21 protein-coding genes are annotated in these 15778 nt (G+C 45.1%); 11 read left to right on the plus strand and 10 right to left on the minus strand.

Going from position 1 to position 15778, the window contains the following annotated elements:
• Positions 1–14: 14 nt before the first annotated feature.
• The 3 genes from ACLWBD_RS02885 to map form a co-directional block, all read right to left on the minus strand.
• Entirely contained in the window at positions 15–530 is a 516-nt protein-coding gene (locus ACLWBD_RS02885; protein ID WP_063206362.1) for a MarR family winged helix-turn-helix transcriptional regulator, read from the minus strand.
• Between the two features lie 203 nt (positions 531–733).
• Positions 734–1129: a hypothetical protein gene (locus ACLWBD_RS02890; protein ID WP_063206363.1), complete on the minus strand. Its 396-nt coding sequence runs from the start codon at positions 1127–1129 to the stop codon at positions 734–736.
• Between the two features lie 275 nt (positions 1130–1404).
• Positions 1405–2163 (minus strand): type I methionyl aminopeptidase, encoded by a 759-nt coding sequence (map, locus tag ACLWBD_RS02895; RefSeq protein WP_413569460.1) that lies wholly within the window; start codon positions 2161–2163, stop codon positions 1405–1407.
• Between the two features lie 26 nt (positions 2164–2189).
• On the opposite strand from map, the gene ACLWBD_RS02900 reads away from it, so the two are divergent.
• Positions 2190–3035 carry an NAD(P)H-hydrate dehydratase gene (locus ACLWBD_RS02900; RefSeq protein ID WP_413569461.1) on the plus strand — a complete coding sequence of 282 codons (846 nt, stop codon included), beginning with the start codon at positions 2190–2192 and terminating at the stop codon, positions 3033–3035.
• Between the two features lie 89 nt (positions 3036–3124).
• On the plus strand, positions 3125–4075 hold the full coding sequence (locus ACLWBD_RS02905) for a hypothetical protein (protein ID WP_063206366.1): 951 nt from the start codon (positions 3125–3127) through the stop codon (positions 4073–4075).
• A gap of 447 nt (positions 4076–4522) precedes the next feature.
• On the opposite strand, the gene ACLWBD_RS02910 is transcribed toward ACLWBD_RS02905, so the two are convergent.
• The gene (locus ACLWBD_RS02910; protein ID WP_253696633.1) at positions 4523–5119 is read right to left on the minus strand and encodes an NUDIX hydrolase; all 597 of its coding nucleotides are present in this window, start codon (positions 5117–5119) and stop codon (positions 4523–4525) included.
• Between the two features lie 154 nt (positions 5120–5273).
• Here ACLWBD_RS02910 and ACLWBD_RS02915 point away from each other — a divergent pair, with 154 nt between their 5' ends.
• The gene (locus tag ACLWBD_RS02915; protein ID WP_063206368.1) at positions 5274–5534 is read left to right on the plus strand and encodes a PepSY domain-containing protein; all 261 of its coding nucleotides are present in this window, start codon (positions 5274–5276) and stop codon (positions 5532–5534) included.
• 26 nt (positions 5535–5560) lie between these two features.
• Positions 5561–6088, plus strand: a complete 528-nt coding sequence (locus tag ACLWBD_RS02920; protein WP_413569463.1) for a cytochrome b/b6 domain-containing protein — start codon at positions 5561–5563, stop codon at positions 6086–6088.
• Here ACLWBD_RS02920 and ACLWBD_RS02925 read toward each other — a convergent pair.
• From ACLWBD_RS02925 to ACLWBD_RS02935, 3 genes are all read right to left on the minus strand, one after another.
• The gene (locus ACLWBD_RS02925) at positions 6085–6510 is read right to left on the minus strand and encodes a hypothetical protein (RefSeq protein ID WP_063206370.1); all 426 of its coding nucleotides are present in this window, start codon (positions 6508–6510) and stop codon (positions 6085–6087) included. The genes ACLWBD_RS02920 and ACLWBD_RS02925 overlap by 4 nt on opposite strands.
• 76 nt (positions 6511–6586) lie before the next feature.
• Positions 6587–7204 carry a PAQR family membrane homeostasis protein TrhA gene (gene trhA, locus ACLWBD_RS02930; RefSeq protein WP_413570710.1) on the minus strand — a complete coding sequence of 206 codons (618 nt, stop codon included), beginning with the start codon at positions 7202–7204 and terminating at the stop codon, positions 6587–6589.
• Positions 7205–7321: 117 nt separating this feature from the next.
• Positions 7322–8524, minus strand: coding sequence for a TCR/Tet family MFS transporter (locus ACLWBD_RS02935; protein ID WP_413569465.1), 1203 nt, complete (start codon positions 8522–8524; stop codon positions 7322–7324).
• A gap of 119 nt (positions 8525–8643) precedes the next feature.
• Here ACLWBD_RS02935 and ACLWBD_RS02940 point away from each other — a divergent pair, with 119 nt between their 5' ends.
• Entirely contained in the window at positions 8644–8883 is a 240-nt protein-coding gene (locus tag ACLWBD_RS02940; RefSeq protein ID WP_063243720.1) for a hypothetical protein, read from the plus strand.
• A gap of 53 nt (positions 8884–8936) precedes the next feature.
• Here the strand turns inward: ACLWBD_RS02940 and ACLWBD_RS02945 are convergent, their stop codons facing one another.
• A complete protein-coding gene (locus tag ACLWBD_RS02945) occupies positions 8937–9281 on the minus strand; it encodes an RNA recognition motif domain-containing protein (RefSeq protein WP_063206374.1) in 345 nt (114 codons plus the stop codon).
• Positions 9282–9486: 205 nt separating this feature from the next.
• The gene (locus tag ACLWBD_RS02950) at positions 9487–10023 is read right to left on the minus strand and encodes a TetR/AcrR family transcriptional regulator (RefSeq protein ID WP_063206375.1); all 537 of its coding nucleotides are present in this window, start codon (positions 10021–10023) and stop codon (positions 9487–9489) included.
• Between the two features lie 79 nt (positions 10024–10102).
• Here ACLWBD_RS02950 and ACLWBD_RS02955 point away from each other — a divergent pair, with 79 nt between their 5' ends.
• The 6 genes from ACLWBD_RS02955 (at position 10103) to ACLWBD_RS02980 (ending at position 14685) form a co-directional block, all read left to right on the plus strand.
• Positions 10103–10990 carry an aminoglycoside phosphotransferase family protein gene (locus tag ACLWBD_RS02955; protein ID WP_413569466.1) on the plus strand — a complete coding sequence of 296 codons (888 nt, stop codon included), beginning with the start codon at positions 10103–10105 and terminating at the stop codon, positions 10988–10990.
• Positions 10991–11067: 77 nt separating this feature from the next.
• Complete coding sequence (locus tag ACLWBD_RS02960; RefSeq protein WP_413569467.1) at positions 11068–11622, plus strand: HutD family protein; 555 nt, start codon at positions 11068–11070, stop codon at positions 11620–11622.
• Between the two features lie 73 nt (positions 11623–11695).
• A complete protein-coding gene (locus ACLWBD_RS02965; protein ID WP_413569468.1) occupies positions 11696–12973 on the plus strand; it encodes a trans-sulfuration enzyme family protein in 1278 nt (425 codons plus the stop codon).
• Between the two features lie 135 nt (positions 12974–13108).
• The gene (locus ACLWBD_RS02970) at positions 13109–13861 is read left to right on the plus strand and encodes a 3D domain-containing protein (protein ID WP_413569469.1); all 753 of its coding nucleotides are present in this window, start codon (positions 13109–13111) and stop codon (positions 13859–13861) included.
• Positions 13861–14313: a hypothetical protein gene (locus tag ACLWBD_RS02975; RefSeq protein ID WP_063206380.1), complete on the plus strand. Its 453-nt coding sequence runs from the start codon at positions 13861–13863 to the stop codon at positions 14311–14313. Before ACLWBD_RS02970 ends, ACLWBD_RS02975 begins: the two co-directional genes overlap by 1 nt.
• Before the next feature lie 93 nt (positions 14314–14406).
• Positions 14407–14685: a PilZ domain-containing protein gene (locus ACLWBD_RS02980; RefSeq protein ID WP_063206381.1), complete on the plus strand. Its 279-nt coding sequence runs from the start codon at positions 14407–14409 to the stop codon at positions 14683–14685.
• Here the strand turns inward: ACLWBD_RS02980 and ACLWBD_RS02985 are convergent.
• Positions 14682–15776 carry a DUF2914 domain-containing protein gene (locus tag ACLWBD_RS02985; protein WP_413569470.1) on the minus strand — a complete coding sequence of 365 codons (1095 nt, stop codon included), beginning with the start codon at positions 15774–15776 and terminating at the stop codon, positions 14682–14684. The two genes, ACLWBD_RS02980 and ACLWBD_RS02985, sit on opposite strands and share 4 nt — an antisense overlap.
• Positions 15777–15778 lie beyond the last annotated feature (2 nt).

Genomic DNA, 15778 nt, shown 5'->3' on the forward strand with positions numbered 1-15778 from the left:
CATCAGGGTTTTTTTTAATCTTGTCCTAGTCTCGGGATCGTTCGAATCATTCTTTCCATATATCCGTTGATCTGATGTTTTTCGGTCTCATTAAACTCGCTCCAGAATTGTGTGATACGAGTATGATATTCAGGAATAATTTCATCGCAAAGGGCGCTTCCCTTGTCCGTAATAAGAATCACGAAAGAACGGCCGTCTTTTTCATGCGTCGTTCTTTTCACAAGTTCCGCTTTTTCCAAACTGTTAATCAGTCCAGAGATGGTCGCTTGCGTGACACCCACTTTTTGCGCAAGCTCAGAAGGCATCATACCTTGAGGTGTTCTTTGTAGAAGGATCATCAATGTAAAGCGGCCCGACGACAAGTTGTAACGAGAAAAGAAACTATCCAGATTAATTTCCATTTCCGTTGTGACTTTGCGAAGTAAGATATGCGAATACAGCGTCAAAGAATCCATGTCAGGATAAAGAGGACTCTCAGACTTTTCTAAGGCTTCCCGAGTCGGAATCTCGGTAAAATACAGCTTTGCCATAGGAATCTCCGATCGTAGAGGTTAAGCAGCCTTAGTAGTTTAATTAGGGGTCTAATAAAGCGCAAGAAAAAGGACGCAAAACTTACACCCAGGGCCTATTATATGCGCTTTAGAAAACTAACTGAGAATAGAACTGACGAAAAAAAAATGGAAGGCGCCAACCCTTCCATTTTTCATCAATGCAGACTCTAAAAAGATGAGATCTATTCTAGAGTGTAAACAACGACTTTCACAGAATCTTTAGCTGCAAGAGAGCGACCCAAGCAAGCGCGAGATGCTTCGAAAGTTGAAGATCTTTCTTTCGTACCGAAAGTGATCAACAAAACGCCGTTCATTGTTTCGCCATAAACTTGGCAACGCTCGTCATCTAGTCTGAAAGCGCGACCTTTGCTTACTGGAACTTCGCCAGCAGAAGTGTACTTGATAGCGCAAGAAAAGAAGCTTTGCGGTTTGTCTGTTTCGCCAGAAACGTTTTTCAAGCAAGTGGCATTAACATCGTTGATTTCTCTTTCAACTGCGATCACGTTTCCAACTTTGCGATCGTTAGCTTGAGCAGAGAAAGCCAAAAGCATAGAAGCTACAACAAAAAATAATTTCATAAATCCCTCCGTATTAGACACCGATAGCCTTTCACCTTTTCAGGGAAGCTCAAGGTCTTTGGCGCCGTGTCTATGAGAAATCATTCCGCGTCAGGATGAGAGGCTTCAAACTTCAAAGCTCCCACGGACCACAAGACCGCTTGATGAGCTACCCAGCAGAGCAGAATTATGAACGAGATAGAAACTTCGTAGGGCATAAGACCTCCGTGGAAAGCCGACCTACAGAGGATTTTAGGCATTAAACGGAGGTAGAATCAAAGAGACCGAATTTGTATTTAGACAGGATCAGGAATGGTTACGATCAAGGCGCGGTCTTTTAAAACCACCATCGTGTGTTCAAACTGAGCGGTGCGGTGCTCGCGTCCTGCAACCAGCGTCCAATGATCCGGCTCTTCATCAACGACACGGGCCCCAGTTGAAACAAAGGGCTCAATCGTGATGACATGGCCTTCTTTCAATTTTCTTTTGTCGCGTTTGTCATAATAAGCCGCGATGAATTTTGGTTCTTCATGAAGACCGCGGCCGACGCCGTGGCTTCCTAAATTCTCAATCACGGTATAGCCGTTTTCAGTAGCGACCTTTTCGATCTGATAGCCAATCATGTTGATGTACGCGTCGGCTTTCACAATACTGATCGCCGCTTCCAAGGCCTGTTTTGTAACATCAAGCAGTTGCTGATCTGCGGCTTTACCTGGAGGAATAATAAAGGAGCCACCGTTATCGGCGTAATACCCATCCAACTCTGCCGAGACATCGATATTAATTAAATCGCCGCGTAGAATTTGCTTTTGAGACGACGGAACGCCATGAGCGACCTCATGGTTTAAGCTAATGCAATTGTAACCTGGAAAGTTGTAAGTCAGCATAGGGCCCGAGCGTGCTCCGTGCTTTTCTAGGAATTTTCCGCCAAGCTCATCAAGCTCTTTGGTTGTCATACCGGGCTCAATGGAGCGTGCCATGTACTGCAGGCAGTTGGCGACGACCTTGCCAATTTTTTTTAGACCTTCGAGATCTGCTTCCGTCTTTACGATCATGCAAGGCTAGTTATACACTGATCCGGATGAAAAAAGCCACTCCGCAGAAATATTTCCTTAAGAAACACGGGGCTAAGAAACTTTTACCCAAAGTTTCAACGTCGGATAATAAATCGTCCCGTGGTCGCAGTCTGATTTTAGCCGGCAGTGCAGAGTACCCGGGCGCCGGAGTCTTGGCGGCGAAAGCCGCACTTCGCACGGGCAGTGGTTACGTGACACTGGCGCAAAAAAATATCGCGGTTTCGTCATTGGAAAATCCTGATTTTTTGCTTTGTGATCTTAACAAAAAATCTTGGCATGAGTTGAAATTCGACGTGATTCTGGTTGGGCCCGGATTTGGAGTTAATAGTTTTACGGCCCAAGTTATTCGCGAATTAAAGAATAAAAAAATCGAAAAAGTAATCTTAGATGCGGATGCTCTTACGGTGTGCGCGAATGAAAATCTATTTCCTTTGCCGGCGACTTGGATCGTCACTCCGCACACGGGTGAACTCGCTCGTTGCTTAAAGATCAGTGTAGAGGAAATCAATGCGGATCGCTATGCCGCCGCTCGGCTCGCTCAAAATCTTTTTCAGTGTGTGGTGATTTTAAAAGGGCACGAAACCCTGATCGCAAACCGCCAGCGAATTTATACCAATAAAACGGGAAATGCGGCCTTAGCGAAGTCCGGGACTGGGGATGTGCTGGCAGGAATCTTAACGGCCTTACGCGGGCAGGGGCTGACGGCGACACAGGCGGCTGTCTTAGGGGTTTATATCCATGGAGCGACGGCCAATCTTTGGGCTTCGCGCCAGAAAGACCTTCTATCGATGATGGCCTCGGACGTAATCGAATATATCCCATCTGTACTGCGTATTCTTCGTGGGAATTGAAAAAAGTTCTCACTAGCGGAGCTGACACAACCTTGTCTTTCCTTTTTGAGGCCTCCTAGGTAAAAACGGCCGCAAACAGGGAGAATTTCATGAATAAAGGGCTTTTGCTCGCAGCTCTTGTGACTTGGACTTTCGCGGCCCAAGCACAAACGTCTACCACGACACTTTCAACGACTTCTTCAGCCCCAAGCTCTGAAGTGGTGACTCAAGAATCCACAATGAAAGTGGATAGCGTTCTAAAGAATAAAAAATTCGAAGACGATAAAGACATCACAGATTCTCGTTTGAAAGCAGATTCTGGATCTCTTTCAAGATATTCCCTGAAATTTTCTTTGTCTTACTACGGTCCTCCGATCGGTGACCTTTCCAACAAAAAACAACCAAATCCAGACGGTTCTATCGGGAACAACGACACCTCATTGAGCGGTTCTATCAGTGGCCGTTACCGTCTTGATAGCAAAAGCGCGATCAGCATGGGAACAGGTGTTAGTGCTTTGACGCCTTTCCACGGTTCCGAGCGCACGGATGTGAAAACACCGTTTGTGAACTACGACCGCAACACGCGTCTAGGTGACGTGCAAATGAGAAACTCTTACGGAGTTTCTGTGACGACAGTTCAAGAGTACATCGACGTGGGTCAGTATGCGACTTTAAGCTACGACAACTCTTTGGTTTACAACTTGGGTGCCTCTGGCTTTGCAGTAGGTATGGATGCCAGCTTAAGCTACTTCCTTTACAATCGTGATTATCAAGCTAAAGACCGCACGGCGGGTCGTTACTACCTAGGCTGGTATCCGCAAGTGAAGTACAATGTGACAGACAAATTCAACATGTACACTTCAGTTGCTGTTGGTTTCACAAACCCACGTGCTCGTGAAGATCAATTCGCTATGTTGAACAGAACAACAAGCCAACGCTTAGGTGCAGGTTACGCCTTCACTCGTGACATCTATCTTTCAACATTCCTAAATTTCTACCCCAAAGATCTAAGAACAGAGTCTACGACAGTCAGCTTCTCTACCGTCTTCTCGATCCTGTAGGTGCCTGCTTCTTTTTTGGGTCTACACCGCGTAAAAGTAAAAAGGGAACTCATTGAGTTCCCTTTTTTATTTTTCAACGCCCTTCAAAGACGCCTCTAGAGCGATTTTCGCTGTATCAAAAATAAATTTTCACTAAAACCTCTGACGATCTTCTAAACACTGCTCGAAGTTTGATCAGACTTTCTTGTTTCAATCCAAGAATCGCTGCGATTTTTTAAAAATTTGAAAAATCCCCCTCAACTCTACAAAGGTCCAGCCGATAAGTTTACTACCTTGAATGAAAGGAGCCTTGAATGGCGAAATCCAAAGTAGTACGTCACGAATATATTCTTAGTCAGGAGGTTCGTGAATTGGCTCTACACAGGGAGACAGGTCCACCTTGAAAGAATAATTAAAAGGTGAAATTGGTGAAACCAGAATCGACAAGGGATTCTGGTTTTTTTATTTCTAATTCTGCGGTCCCAAGCTTCGCAGTCGATTGAGCAGATCAATCACCATCATGTAGGTCAGTCCCCACAGTGGTGGATCACGATCTAAATAAATCGCAGGCAAGTGGTGGTCATGACCGTTGTCACGTTTGATCTTATAATGTGTCTGCCTTTGCGGATTTTGGATTTCTTTCAAAGGAATCCAAAAGAAGTCGGCGACTTCGGATGCATCTAGTGTCAGCGCAAAATCACGATTCGTATAAAAAACAAAAGGACGAATATAAAAATCCAGCATGGAGCCCGCTTTGCGTGCCTGGACATCGTCCAGTCGACCTAACAATTCATCCACGGTTAGATCGACTCCGACTTCCTCTTTTGTTTCGCGAAGCGCGGCATCTAAATCGGTCTTATCATAGTTTTCACGTATACCGCCGGGAAACGCGAGGTGACCCGCCCAGCGATCTTCGGGGTGAAAAGCTCTTTGAATAAACGCAATCTCTAATTGTTCAAAAGAGTGTCCGCGCAAGATCGCAGCGACACATGCATGACGTGTCAATTTGGATGCAAGATCCACGGGAGGTTGAGACTGAAAAAGAGAATGAAGTATGTCTTTCAAGGTAAAATCCTTCGCAAGTTCTATCATAGCACGAGGCGGAGCAGAATCTTAGATTTTCATCTTGTTTTCAGTGAGGTCGAAGGACACTCTAGACTCTGGACAAGGTCCGTACAATTCAGCAAAACGAAGGACCACTTATTGGAGGACTAAAAGAATGAAAGCTCTATTCGCTATCACGGTACTTTTCGCAGGTTCTGTTTCTTTCGCAGCGCCAGATTGCACTAAAGAAGCAAAAGACAAATGGATGCCAGAAGCCAAAATGAAAGAGATGATTTTGTCTCAAGGGTATAAAATCAAAAAATTCAAAGTGGATGGCAATTGCTACGAAATTTATGGTTGGGACAAAGCGGGTGCGAAAGTAGAAATCTACTTCAACCCTGTGGACGGCTCTATCGTGAAAGAATACAAAAAGTAATTTTACTTTGAACAAGGGACTAGGTCATGAATGCGGGTGAAAAAAGAATCTACGTTTGGGATCCTTTTATCCGCGTATTTCATTGGACGCTGGTCCTTTGTATTTTTCTAAATTATTTTATCACCGAAGAAGGCGATACGGTGCATGAAGTGATTGGATATGTGGCGGCGGGGTTTGTTATCGCCCGTATTGTTTGGGGATTTATTGGCGGACCCAATGCACGGTTCCGCAATTGGCTCGCCAGCCCCGTGACGGTATATAAATATCTGCGAGATTATAAAAATCGTAAAGCTTATGTGACTCACAATCCTATCGCAGGATGGGTGATGATCTTTTTATTAACCTGTGTGATTGGGCTCGGCATCACCGGTTATATGATGGGAACTGACACTTACTTCGGCGAAGAGTGGGTCGAAGAACTTCACCACAACATTGGTAATGTCATGATGGGTGGAGTTGCAATTCATGTTCTAGGCGTTCTTTTAGCCAGCTACCACGAGAAACAGAATCTCGTGGCAGGCATAATTCACGGTTACAAAAATCAAAAAGACTAACGGCAGTCGCGACGAGACACAGTCTCTGAAGTTTCGCTGCAGCTTACGATACGGCAGTTGTTATAGCGATATTGACATTGATAGATAGCGTCTCTTTCTGAGCTATAACGATCAGGTCCACGGCCTTGCATTGTCATGCGGTAGCCACGGTAATCTGTTCCTTCCGCAGTACATGAATAGAAACTGGATTTACATGTCTCTACGCAGTTGCCGTGCTTTGCTAAACACTCACGACAGCTTCCGTGTCCACCCCAGTGTTCTTCCCAACCATCATCAGTGGCCGAGCAAGTTATGTTCGGGCGATGTGGTTCATAAGGACCAGGACGACCTGGGCGATCTGGCTTGATCCAACCAAAAATGCCTGCGGCGAACGCGTTTGCAGTGAATAGTGTGATCATTAAAACGGTGGTTAGTGCTTTCATGGTTTTCCCTCCAAGTTGGTTAACAAAGAGGGATATATCAAAGAAGATGCCAAAGAATTCAGAGTCACTCTGACACTTAAATTAGATAAAGCAGAATGCAAAAGTACTGACACGCACTGCCGCCAAGAACGAAAAGATGCCAGATGCCATGAAAGTGTCGAACCTTTTCATCAAAAAGAAAAAAGACGATACCCACCGTGTACAGGATTCCACCCAAGGTCAGCCACACCATCGCTGCAGTAGGCAGCGCTGCCGTCAATGGCTTTAGAGCGACGACAATCAACCATCCCATCACGACATAAATAATCATGGAAGGAGTGCGCGTGCGATGAGCTAAAGTCAGCTCGTAGATAATTCCCAAAGCAGCCAGTGTCCAGTTGATTCCGAAAATCCACCAGCCCCAAGGACCGCGCAAAGTGATCAAGGTAAAAGGAGTGTAGGTTCCGGCGATAAGCAGATAGATAGCGATGTGATCTAGTTTTTGAAGGATCTGTTTCGCGCGACCTTGCATGCTGTGATAAAGAGTCGAGATCGTATAAAGAAAAACAAGCATGCCGCCGTAAACACTGGTGCCGACAATCTTCCACACATCGCCATGTATGCTAGCTAAGGTCACAAGCACAGACGTGCCTGCCACAGACAATGCAGCACCCACAAGATGCGTGATACTGTTAAAGCGTTCACCGTGGTAGATAAGGCCTCCAGTGAAAACAGGATATCACAATTTTTCTTTTTAAGCTGAGTTACAAAAAATTATGCAAAGAAAAGGGGATAGATGAAAGCCCGTTAAGAAGAGAGCTTTCATCTTATTTTAAGTCGCATGTTTGTCTTTTATAAGGACAATCCAAGCCACGAAGCACACGACCGCAGCAAAGAAGTACGGTGCACCTGGAATATAAACTCCAGTTTTGTCAGCTGTGAAGATCGCAAATAGTTTCGTAGTTACAAGAGGATTGATGATCGCGGCAAGACTCGTCAGGCTGACAAGAGTCCCTTGCAGTTCACCTTGTTCTTGAGGTGGAGTATTGTGAGTTACTAACGACTGAAGCGCAGGACCACAAACCCAAAATACCGAGGACGCAGTTAAAATGGCGTACATCATCCATCCCTGGTTGGCTAAGCCATAAAAAATGCAAGCAACGCCAAAACCTACTGTTCCCCACACAACTGTTCGACGTTCTCCCAATTTGGGAATTAAAAGACGTGTGAGCCAACCTTGAGAAATGGCAGAAAGAACTCCGACCAAGGCCAGTGATAATCCGACCTCGGAAGTTGTCCAACCAAAGCGTGTCTCTGTGTACAACGTCCAAATAGAAGGGTGAGTTTGCCCGGCAAGTTGAAAGCAGAAATACACAATCAACAAGGCCAACAAATGCTTGGCTTGAAAGATTTTAGACAACGAGCTGAAGGGATTTGTTTTTTGTAAAACAACTTTGCGTCGCATTTCTTGCGGTAAAGATTCTGGTAGAATGAAAAAACCAAAAAGGAAGTTCAGTAAATTCATTCCTGCAGCTACTAGGAATGGATAGTGGGGGCCGTAGTGTCCCAAAAGTCCCCCGATGGCCGGGCCGATAATAAAACCCAATCCGAAAGCGGCACCGATCATACCGAAGTTTGCAGAGCGATTGCTGTCATCGCTAACATCCGCGATATAGGCCATAGCAACCGTGATGTTCGCGCCTGTAAGGCCCGCCAGGATACGTCCAATAAATAAAATTTCAATCGTGGGTGCATAGGCCATCAGAATGTAGTCGATGCCCGCGACAAACAAAGAAACTAAAAGCACCGAACGTCGGCCGAAGCGATCTGAGAGCGCTCCCAATAATGGTGAAGCTACGAACTGCATAAGCGCGTAGATGGAAATAAAATAACCGAAGTATTCAGACACCGAAGTTTCGCTGGATACAAAACGTCTCATGATATCGGGAAGGGACGGGATCACTAGACCTACGCCGATCATGTCCAGGGTCACGGTAATAAAAATGAAGAGCAGTCCTGCTTTTGATTTTGTCATAAAAACGAGGCTACGAAAGTGCCTTAATTTTGTCAGCAATAAGATTTGGAGGCCAAGCGATTTTCTTTAACCGGAAGGGTCGAGTGCCGCATCTTACTTATAAGAACGGGAGGGCAAGGATGCGCTTCTTAATAGCTTTAATAACTTTGACGGGATCGATCTCTTTTGCGGAAGTAAAAAACTTTAACGGTTTGGTGGCAGAGGCCACTCAACAAGAAAAGAGGATGCATAGAAAGCTACTTCAATCGATACAGAATGTTCAGGTGTCTATTGCGTATAACGATAAAATAGAACAGATTCGATCGGCCCGGGAGCCCGCTTCAGAAGCGATCAAGGTTCGACTGGTGTCGGCAGAATAAAAAAAAGGGGATCGTAAGATCCCCTTTTTGTTTTTTCTTATTTAGAAGAAAAATTAGTAACGAGAACGACCACCGCGATCGCCGCCGCCGAAGCCGCCGCGAGAGTTACCGCGACCGCCACCGAAACCGCCACCGCGATTTTCACGAGGAGCCATTGGTTTAGCTTCGCTTACGTTCATGTTACGGCCACCTTGTTCAGAGCCGTTCAATTTTTCGATAGCTGTTTGAGCTTCTTCGTCAGAAGCCATTTCAACGAAACCGAAACCTTTGCTACGACCTGTTTCGCGATCAGTGATGATGCGAGCAGATTCAACTGTGCCGAATTGTGCAAAGATGTCGCCCAAAGATTGATCATCTAGTGAATAAGAAAGATTTCCAACGTACAATTTTTTGCCCATTATTTCCTCCGTAGGATGGGGGACTCTTAAGGGAATGAGCACTATGCTTTTCACACTAAAGAAGACCGATAATTGCTGAAACTGTTTGTAGCCTGCCTGTCTTTAAATTGAAAGAGGAAAGAAAGAGAAAATAAAAAATGATTGGGTAATCGATAATAATCGCCCTCAAATCGTTTATATTTGAGCCTAGACCTTTTGGTAGGTCCTATGCGGTCTTATTTTCAAGCCTTTTTAGGTAACTTTTCAGGTTCAAAAGGGCCCTATCGGGGTTGCCCCCACCCAAAACATACAGGTCCAAACCCAGTGCATAGATAAATACATCCTCCGCGAACTTCTTCATGCGGGAGGGGAGAAGTTCGCGGAGGGAGCCGATCACCTGTTCATTTTCATGCAGACGCGAAGTTTTTCGCGGGTTCTGCAACGTCGAAATCAAACTCAAGCGCCGGTCGTCTTTGTTTGAGCTTTGCAAAGAAGAATGCCACGCCTGACACACAAGAGCTTTCCAGTTTTTTTGGGGAGGGGCGCTGGAAAGATCCTTATGCAGCCGTGGCTCAAGGAGCTTTTGACATTCGTTAATCAAATTTTCTTTTGTACCGAAGTGGTGAACCAACATGCGTGTGGTGGTGTGAAGCTGCCGGGCCACTTCGTTCAAGGACAAGTCCCAAGCGCCGTGTTTGCGAAACACCTTGAGAGTTGCTTTTAGAATTTCTTCGCGTCGTGCGAAATCCTTGGGTCTTGCCATGAATCTCCATTCATGTACTAATTAGTTCATAAATGATTTTGAATGGCAACAGAAATTTAATTTTTTCGAAAGAAAAGTGATGAATTTATCAGAAGAGTTTCAAAAAAATATCTGTGAAGTTTATGGCGATATCGGAAGACAATGGCTTGCAAACCTTCCACAGCATTTGCAGGCTCTGTCGCGTAAGTATGATTTGCGTTCAATGACTCCAGTCGCGAACTTGAGCTACAACTATGTCGCGATTGTAGAGAATGCAAAAAATGAAAAGTGGGTTTTGAAGACAGCTCCTCAGGGAGCGGATTATCGCAAGGAAACTCTTTGGTTGAAAATGCATGCGGAGGTGGCGCCCCAAGTGCATCTGTTTGATGAAGGAAATAATGCGTTCTTCATGGAGTTCATTCCGTCGTTGCGCACGCTTCAAGAAACTGTTTATGAGGGCAGCGATGAAAAAGCCACCGAGGTTTTGGCGGGGCTGATTCATAAGATGTACAGCAAGCCTGTCCCCATTCTCGAAGACATCCCGCATTTATCCACATTGATTTCCTCTTTTCAATTTCTGAAGGGAAAGCTGAGCGACGCTTTTGTAGATAAAGCCCGCACTCTTTGGAGGGATTTGACGGTGGCGCAAGCGAGCGATGTCTTTTTGCACGGAGATCTTCATCACGATAACGTCCTTGTGATAAATCGCGAGGCAAAGGTGATCGATCCGCATGGATACATCGGTGACCCGTGCAGTGAAGTGGGCTCTTTGATTTATAATCCTCTGGGTTGGGAGGCTTTGCATGATGAAAAGCCTTTGCGTCGGCGCTTAGAAATCTTGGGTGAGGTTTTGCCATTTGATAAAAAGAAAATCTGCGCCTGGGCTTTTGCAAAGACGATGCTTTCGATGGCTTGGACAGTCGAAGGATCCGGTCTTGTGCCGCCTCATGAATTAAAAATTGCAGAAATTTTAGAAAATGAACTCTGACAATATACCAAAGGTTCCAAGCGGGTTTCTTGCTTGAAAATGGGGGGCGTGTTCGAATGAAGAAAAAGGATGAAGTCATGAAAATGTTAAGAAAAGCTGATTACGAAATCATGCCTTGGAAAAATGGAATGGGAGTGACTTCTCAGATCGACATTTATCCTGATTCGGCACAATTCCCAGACGGCGATTTTCTGTGGAGACTCAGTTCAGCGACGGTGTCAGCATCGGCGCCTTTTTCAAAGTTTGATAACTGCGATCGCCTGCTCGCGGTGTGGAAGGGAAAAGGCATGAAGTTGAATGATCATGACTTGCCTCCGCTCACACCTTACAAATTTTCCGGGGACTCGGCGATGGAAGGTGTTTTGAAAGATGGCGAGGTGATGGATTTGGGCATTATCTATCGCCGCGGAAAAGTGTCTGTCGATATGACTTCAGAAGAGTTTACCAAAGAGGTTGTCGCGATGACGTTAGAGCCAGGATTCCACTACTTTTTCTGTGTTTCCGGCAGTATGGCCGTGGGACAAAATCTTTTAGAAGAGGGCGATACCGTGCGGGTGGATGGTGCTCAGGCCGTGAAACTATCCGGCAAATTAGGCACGAAGTATTTCCACATTGCAGCAATGCCACGCTGATGCGGCAGCTCCTCGCTTCCCAAGGACTAGATCATGTGCTCTAGTACGGTCTATTTAAAGCAAGTGAGGACTCATGAAAAAGGCCAGCAAAAAGGCGATGTCGCCGCGAACTCAAGCAATTCACGGTGAATTCCAATCCAGCTCGTGGGAGTTTTCTCATCACTTAATTCCACCGATGACGGCATCAACAACATTCCGTCTGGAATCTTTATCACGCGGAGCTGAAGGTTTTAGCACCTTCGGAGCACAAACCGAATCAGGAAAACCGATTTGGATCTATGACCGTTTAGAAGAACCCACGACGAAAATGTTGGAAGACCAACTGGCGATTCTTGAAAAAGGGGAGTGTGCCATCACTTTCGGAAGTGGCATGGGCGCGATTGCCTCCACTTTCATGTCGTTGCTTAAAACCGGTGAACGCATCGTCGCGCATAAAACTTTATACGGTTGCACTTACAGTCTTATCACCAACTGGCTTCCTCGCTTGGGGGTTCAGAACTCTTTGATTGATGTTAATGACTCGGCTTCTTTGGCAAAGTTATTGGCGGATGAAAGCACGCGGGTTGTTTATTTTGAAACTGTATCAAACCCTATTTTAGAAATAGCCGATTTAGAAAAGATCGTCAGCCTGGTAAAGGCCGCGAATAAGAAAAGAAAAAAGGATCAACAGATTTATACTGTGGTCGACAATACTTTTGCGACTCCTTGGGCCTTAAGACCTCTTGAGTGGGGTATTGATTTTGTTATTCAAAGTCTGACGAAAAATATTTCGGGCTTTGGAACCGAAATGGGCGGAGCGGTGATTGCTCCTAAATCTTTTGAAAGCATGTTGCGTGTGGCGCGTAAGGATTTTGGCGCCATCATTCACCCTTATTCTGCTTGGCATATTTTAGTGTATGGTATTTCCACTCAAGCGATTCGTTTTGAACAGCAGCAGGCAACCGCTTTAAAAATTGCGCAGTTCTTAGAAAAGCATCCTAAAGTGCAAAGTGTGACGTATCCGGGACTGAAAAGTCATCCGCAGTACAAGCTTGCGAAAAAATATTTAAAATCGCCCGAGTCTCGATTTGCTCCAGGCACGATGATTTCCTTCCAGCTTAAAGGCGACATGAAAAAGTGCCAGAAGTTTGTCGATGATATCGCTAAGAACTCCTATGCCATCACTTTAGCCGTCAGCTTGGGTTTAACGAAGACATTGATAGAAGTTCCGGGTTTTATGACCCATTCGGCAATTCCTAATGAAAAGCGTGGTGAAAGTGGTATTGACCCGCGTGCGATCCGTTTAAGTATTGGGTTAGAGAGTGCGCAAGATATTATTGATGACCTTGCCGAGGCCCTTAAAAAGGTTTAGCCGGAACACTGTCTCAAACTAAGAAGTTTCATTCTGAGAAAGTGTTGAAACTGACAGACACTGTAAACAGGGCTGACGATCAACTGCCATAAACTGGCACTCGCGTTGGTCTCAACATTGCTTTGTAGTGTTTGTATGAGAAATCAAAATGGTCGCGAAAAAAATAAAAGAAGTGCGCTAAAGACAACGGTTCAAGTGTTTGCCGTGGGGGCGATGTTGATTGCCGCCAATGCCAGCAATGCGCAGTTGTGCCCTAAAAATATTGCGACGACGACGACATACTTCGTGCCTCATATTAAGGATTATTGTTCATCGCCGACTCCGTGTGCGGCTTTCAAGAAAGAAGTTCGCTTACAGGGTTCTGGCACTTTATCAGGTGGCCGTATTCTGACTTACACAGGTAAGATCGTAAAAATGGATAACTGTGACACGGCCATTGGTGCGAGTGGAAAGTGCCTGATTCCTTTTATTTCGGTTGCGGCGGATCCACGTCATCACAGTATGGGTGATATTATTCAAATGCCTTCTTTAAAAGGAAAGATCATCACTTTGCCTAATGGTAAAACAATGATTCATCCGGGTTATCTTATCGTGCACGACACTGGTGGTGCGATCAAAGGCGCCAACCGGTTTGATATCTTTACCGGTGGCTTCGATATGAATAACGACCACAATGCCTTCGGAACTTTAGGAAAGCCTGAAACGCAAATGGTCGATAAGACTGATTGCGCTAGCCGTAAGCAGTTCACGGTGATTCGTCGAAGTGCTCCTAATTATGAAAATGCTTTAGTTGCCATCGAGGATTCTGTCAGCGAATCTATTGAAGAGAAAAAAGTTATGTATGCCTCAGTTATGGAGTCAGCTCCAGCACGCGCGGGAATTCAGTAATGAGTAAAACGGTTTTCATATTGGTTTTGTTTTTAAGCATGATGTCCATGGGTGTTGCCAAAGCGGCAGAGAGTTCTGAGATCGACATGTCTGCACCTCCATTCTGGATGTCATCCCATGAGGAATTTAAGGACCTTCGTGAAGAGCAAAAAAAATTCTATCTTGAAAAACTAGTTCAAGAGTTCAAGAAAGTAGATACTTTAGACAAAGTTACTTTGCATGAACTCAAAGAGGCCGCGGAGTGGACACCTTCATGGAATACCATTCGTCGTAAGCTTTATGTGGCTTGCCAAGACAAAGAATTGGAAAAGACTTGTGAAGAAATTGCGGATCTTCGCATCACAGCTCTAGAAATGGGATCTCCACGAGCCCCACAAATAGAGTCCGAACCGGCTGGAAAGCCTGCCTCAGACTTAGACGCTAAAAAGAAATCAGAGCCGGCTAAAAAGTAATCCTTTCTGCTAAATTACAAACTCCTCATCTAAAAGGCCCTCTCTTTGCCTGTCTCTGCATTTGCATATAGACTTAAAGAGTTGGGAGGTCCCATGAGCCGAGCCGTGCGTTTTCAACCAGATCCTTTGGATCATGCCCTTATTGACTATTTAGATGAAGATACTTTTGATCCCACTGCGGTTGGCATCATTTTAAATGAATCATTTACTGGCTGCGCCTTGGTTGTGAAAGCCAGTCCCAATCTTGTGCCGAATCAAACTATCAAAGTGAAAGTGGGACGTTTAGATCCTATGTCGGCACGCGTGGTTTGGATGGAGCCTTTAGATACCACGCTTGTAAAAATCGGTATCGAGTTTTTAGAGAATATTTAAAAGACGTCTTTAAAGAACACGCGGTTCGGATTGGCTTCGGTCACTTTGGTGACTTTGAAGTAGATCCGACCGATCTCTCGGCCATCCGTTGTTTCTACACTCACACGCCATCGACCTTCCGAATAATTCTGCTTTGAAGAAAATCCGCGATATCCTGTTTTGCGGCCTCCAGCAATACTCATCGGAATTTTATCGGTGGTCTGCCATCCTGCACGGGGATCCAAATAGTACCAATGCAAAATCACGGAATCACTAAAGCGAGCGGGAGAAAAGATCTGAGCAAAAATGTAAATCGTGTCGCCGGGCTCGGCGGTAAAATCTTGATCTCCATGATGCCAGAACTTCCACTGGGGAGTTTCATAAGAGAGAATGTATTGGCCTTCGGATTTTTCGACACCGTGATATACGCCGATGCTTTGAATCGAAAGTGGTACTGGTGGAATCCAGCCCAAGAAATAAAACACCAAGAAGAGTGCGACGATGGCTCCACTTGGTGCCAACAATCTTTTCTTAAGATAGTTCAAGTCTGTGGAACGAGACTTCAACAGAAGAAAAATGCCGTACATCACAAGAATCGTCAGAAGAATGGATAGAAGGAAAGGGATAACGCCCACGAATCCTAAAAGCACAGGAACCGTCATCGAGAAAAACGAAAAAATACAGATCACAAAGAGCGCGATTTTGATTGAGATATCGCCCTTACGGATCCTTTGTAATTCGTTAGCAACCATCACCGCTAGTAACAGGACGATGAAAATGATTGAAGAAAACATCGAGGCACTTTTGATAAAGAAAAGCGAATAGATGCTAAGAAGACTTCCGAAAAGAAAGTGCACCAGAAGCTGACGATAATCCCAGGCCTTTTCAAAGCGTTTTGGAATTTGGACTAGGCCTTGCGTCGCCAAGAAATCCCAGTAAAGAACCGTCCCTAGAATCAGCAGATAGGCAATCTGTTGACCAATTCCAAAAAGGTTGTCGATATCCGACAGCGTAAAAAGATCAAAAAAGAAACCGCCTAAGAAAAAGGCGATATCCACTTTCACTTCGTTTTCTTGATACAGCTTATACAGGCGTTCTTTCAGTGCAGTCATAA

Source organism: Bdellovibrio sp. HCB117, assembly GCF_047305915.1.
In the GTDB taxonomy this organism is placed as follows: domain Bacteria; phylum Bdellovibrionota; class Bdellovibrionia; order Bdellovibrionales; family Bdellovibrionaceae; genus Bdellovibrio; species Bdellovibrio bacteriovorus_B.

Coding starts and splice junctions, on each gene's coding strand:
- ACLWBD_RS02885 (WP_063206362.1), bottom strand. CDS start 530: ATGGCAAAGCTGTATTTTACCGAGATTCCGACTCGGGAAGCCTTAGAA.
- ACLWBD_RS02890 (WP_063206363.1), bottom strand. CDS start 1,129: ATGAAATTATTTTTTGTTGTAGCTTCTATGCTTTTGGCTTTCTCTGCT.
- map (WP_413569460.1), bottom strand. CDS start 2,163: ATGATCGTAAAGACGGAAGCAGATCTCGAAGGTCTAAAAAAAATTGGC.
- ACLWBD_RS02900 (WP_413569461.1), top strand. CDS start 2,190: ATGAAAAAAGCCACTCCGCAGAAATATTTCCTTAAGAAACACGGGGCT.
- ACLWBD_RS02905 (WP_063206366.1), top strand. CDS start 3,125: ATGAATAAAGGGCTTTTGCTCGCAGCTCTTGTGACTTGGACTTTCGCG.
- ACLWBD_RS02915 (WP_063206368.1), top strand. CDS start 5,274: ATGAAAGCTCTATTCGCTATCACGGTACTTTTCGCAGGTTCTGTTTCT.
- ACLWBD_RS02920 (WP_413569463.1), top strand. CDS start 5,561: ATGAATGCGGGTGAAAAAAGAATCTACGTTTGGGATCCTTTTATCCGC.
- ACLWBD_RS02925 (WP_063206370.1), bottom strand. CDS start 6,510: ATGAAAGCACTAACCACCGTTTTAATGATCACACTATTCACTGCAAAC.
- ACLWBD_RS02935 (WP_413569465.1), bottom strand. CDS start 8,524: ATGACAAAATCAAAAGCAGGACTGCTCTTCATTTTTATTACCGTGACC.
- ACLWBD_RS02940 (WP_063243720.1), top strand. CDS start 8,644: ATGCGCTTCTTAATAGCTTTAATAACTTTGACGGGATCGATCTCTTTT.
- ACLWBD_RS02945 (WP_063206374.1), bottom strand. CDS start 9,281: ATGGGCAAAAAATTGTACGTTGGAAATCTTTCTTATTCACTAGATGAT.
- ACLWBD_RS02950 (WP_063206375.1), bottom strand. CDS start 10,023: ATGGCAAGACCCAAGGATTTCGCACGACGCGAAGAAATTCTAAAAGCA.
- ACLWBD_RS02955 (WP_413569466.1), top strand. CDS start 10,103: ATGAATTTATCAGAAGAGTTTCAAAAAAATATCTGTGAAGTTTATGGC.
- ACLWBD_RS02960 (WP_413569467.1), top strand. CDS start 11,068: ATGAAAATGTTAAGAAAAGCTGATTACGAAATCATGCCTTGGAAAAAT.
- ACLWBD_RS02965 (WP_413569468.1), top strand. CDS start 11,696: ATGAAAAAGGCCAGCAAAAAGGCGATGTCGCCGCGAACTCAAGCAATT.
- ACLWBD_RS02970 (WP_413569469.1), top strand. CDS start 13,109: ATGAGAAATCAAAATGGTCGCGAAAAAAATAAAAGAAGTGCGCTAAAG.
- ACLWBD_RS02975 (WP_063206380.1), top strand. CDS start 13,861: ATGAGTAAAACGGTTTTCATATTGGTTTTGTTTTTAAGCATGATGTCC.
- ACLWBD_RS02980 (WP_063206381.1), top strand. CDS start 14,407: ATGAGCCGAGCCGTGCGTTTTCAACCAGATCCTTTGGATCATGCCCTT.
- ACLWBD_RS02985 (WP_413569470.1), bottom strand. CDS start 15,776: ATGACTGCACTGAAAGAACGCCTGTATAAGCTGTATCAAGAAAACGAA.